The 2,764-nt window shown below is 61.0% G+C and carries 2 protein-coding genes; both read left to right on the forward strand.

The genetic code is table 11. The features are described from left to right. Positions 1-111 precede the first annotated feature (111 nt). Positions 112-1,830: an urease subunit alpha gene (gene ureC, locus NW820_RS11680; RefSeq protein WP_414344620.1), complete on the forward strand. Its 1,719-nt coding sequence runs from the start codon at positions 112-114 to the stop codon at positions 1,828-1,830. Between the two features lie 62 nt (positions 1,831-1,892). Beyond that, on the forward strand, positions 1,893-2,764 hold an 872-nt coding region (locus NW820_RS11685), incomplete at its 3' end, for an ABC transporter ATP-binding protein (RefSeq protein WP_414407568.1).

Genomic DNA, 2,764 nt, shown 5'->3' on the forward strand with positions numbered 1-2,764 from the left:
TCGACCCAATGGGTTCTAATGAAGGGTTGAAACCAGACAACAAGCAGCAAGGGATCCCCTGGGTGGGGATGTGTGGTAAAACCCTGGCAGCCCTTTTGCAGATACCACCCTATGACCCTAGAGATTCCCCGTCGCCAATACGTCAGCAACTACGGCCCCACCGTAGGGGATCGGGTGCGCCTGGCGGATACCGAACTGATCATCGAGGTGGAGGAGGATTTCACCACCTACGGCGAGGAGATTAAGTTTGGGGGCGGCAAAACCATCCGCGATGGCATGGGGCAATCGCCGACGGCCACCCGCGCCAACGGGGCCTTGGATCTGGTGATCACCAACGCCCTGATCCTGGACTGGTGGGGCATTGTCAAGGCGGATGTGGGCATTCGCGATGGCTACATTGTCGGCATTGGCAAAGCCGGCAACCCCAACATCCAAGCGGGGGTGACGCCGGGCATGGTGGTTGGCCCCAGCACCGAGGTGATTGCCGGGGAAAACCTGATCCTGACAGCGGGCGGGATCGATGCCCATGTGCATTTCATCTGTCCGCAGCTGTGCGAGTTTGCCATCGCCTCGGGAGTGACCACCCTTTTGGGGGGCGGAACTGGGCCGGCCACAGGCAGCAACGCCACCACCTGCACCCCTGGAGCTTGGAACTTGGGCAAGATGTTGCAGGCGGCGGAGGGGTTCCCCGTCAATTTGGGCTTCTTTGGCAAGGGAAACGCGGCTTTTCCCGCAGCTTTGCGGGAACAGGTGGAAGCGGGGGCCTGCGGCCTCAAGATCCACGAAGATTGGGGATCCACGCCGGCGGTGATCGACAGCTGTTTGCAAGTCTCGGATGAGTACGACATCCAAACCCTCATCCACACCGATACTTTAAATGAATCGGCTTTTGTGGAAGATACCATCGCCGCCATCAATGGCCGCACCATTCACACCTTCCACACCGAAGGGGCTGGGGGTGGGCATGCCCCCGACATCATCCGCATTGCCTCCGAGCCCAACGTGCTGCCCAGCTCCACCAATCCCACCCGCCCCTTTACCCGCAACACCATCGAAGAACATCTGGACATGCTGATGGTGTGTCACCACCTGAGCAAGAATGTGCCGGAGGATATTGCTTTTGCCGAAAGCCGCATTCGCCCCCAAACCATTGCCGCCGAAGACATCTTGCATGACATGGGGGTGTTCAGCATCATCTCTTCCGACTCGCAGGCCATGGGCCGGGTGGGGGAGGTAATCATCCGCACTTGGCAGACGGCTCACAAGATGAAGGTGCAGCGGGGGCCTCTGCCGCAGGACAGCAGCCGCAACGACAACTTCCGGGCCAAGCGTTACGTAGCCAAGTACACCATCTGCCCCGCCATCGCCCAAGGACTCAGCCACGTCATCGGGTCGGTGGAGGTGGGAAAACTGGCGGATCTGTGTCTGTGGAAGCCGGCCTTTTTTGGGGTTAAGCCGGAAATTGTCCTGAAGGGGGGCCTGATTGCCTACGCCCAAATGGGGGATCCCAATGCTTCCATTCCAACCCCGCAGCCGGTGTACCCCCGCCCCATGTTCGGCAGCTTTGGCCGCGCCCTGACCGAGACCAGCCTGCTCTTTGTCTCCCAGGCTGCTCTAGACTTGGGGATCCCGGAAAAACTGGGGATCCAGCGCCGGGCCGTAGCGGTCAAAAACTGCCGCGAGATCGGCAAAGCGGATTTGAAACTTAACACCGCCACTCCCCGCATTGAGGTGAACCCGGAGACCTATGAAGTGCGGGCCGATGGAGAATTGCTCACCTGCGAGCCGGCAGAGGTGCTGCCCATGGCGCAGCGGTATTTTCTGTTCTAATTTGGGTGTTCTAATTTGGGAGAGCTTGAGAGCTCCTTGGGAGGTTGACCGGTAACTCAAGCATGGGCCACCTTGTTCTCCGCCACCTCAGCAAGCGCTTCCACAAGCGAGGGATCCCTGTCCTCAGGGATTTGTCTTTGAGCGTGGAGGCAGGGGAGATCTTCGCCCTGCTGGGGCCGTCGGGCTGCGGCAAGTCCACCACCCTCAATCTCATCGCCGGCCTGCTGGAGCCGGATCCCTTGCCCTATCCGGGGGAAATCTGGCTGGACGGGATCCCCCTCAACCCTCTGCCGCCGGAACGGCGCGGCGTGACTTTGCTGTCCCAACACAGCCGCCTGTTTCCCCACCTGAGCGTGGGGGAGAATGTCGCTTTTGGCCTGAAAATGCGGGGCATTCCCCGGACAGAGCGGGAGGCTGCCGCCTTGCGCATGCTGGAGCGGGTGCAATTGCCCGGATTGGCTCAGCGTCGGCCCAGTCAGCTTTCTGGCGGACAAGCGCAGCGGGTGGCCCTGGCGCGGGCTTTGGTGATTCGGCCCAAGGTGCTGCTGTTGGATGAACCTTTATCGGCCCTGGATGCCAACCTGCGCCAAGAGATGCAGGCCCTCATCCTGGAGCTGCAGGCGGAAACAGGGGTGACGACGGTGCTGGTTACCCACGATCAAGCAGAAGCCACAGCCATGGCCCAACGCATCGGCCTGATGTTTGAGGGGCAGCTACACCAGGTGGGATCCCCTGTGGAGTTCTATCAGCAGCCGCGCTCCGAGCGCATTGCCCGCTTTTTTGGCGGGGTCAATTTTTTCGATGCGCAGGCGGAGGGTCACCAGCTTCGCCTCAACAACGGGATCCTCTTGAAAAGCGCCGCGCCACTCCAAGGTCAGGTGCGGCTGACGGTGCGCCCGGAACAGGTGCAGGTGTTTCCCCATCCGCCCGGCTT

This window comes from Synechococcus sp. R55.7, assembly GCF_047461955.1.
GTDB lineage: Bacteria > Cyanobacteriota > Cyanobacteriia > Thermostichales > Thermostichaceae > Thermostichus.

What these genes read in the sequence shown, in the direction of transcription:
- ureC (WP_414344620.1), top strand. Translation starts at nt 112, where the DNA reads ATGACCCTAGAGATTCCCCGTCGCCAATACGTCAGCAACTACGGCCCC.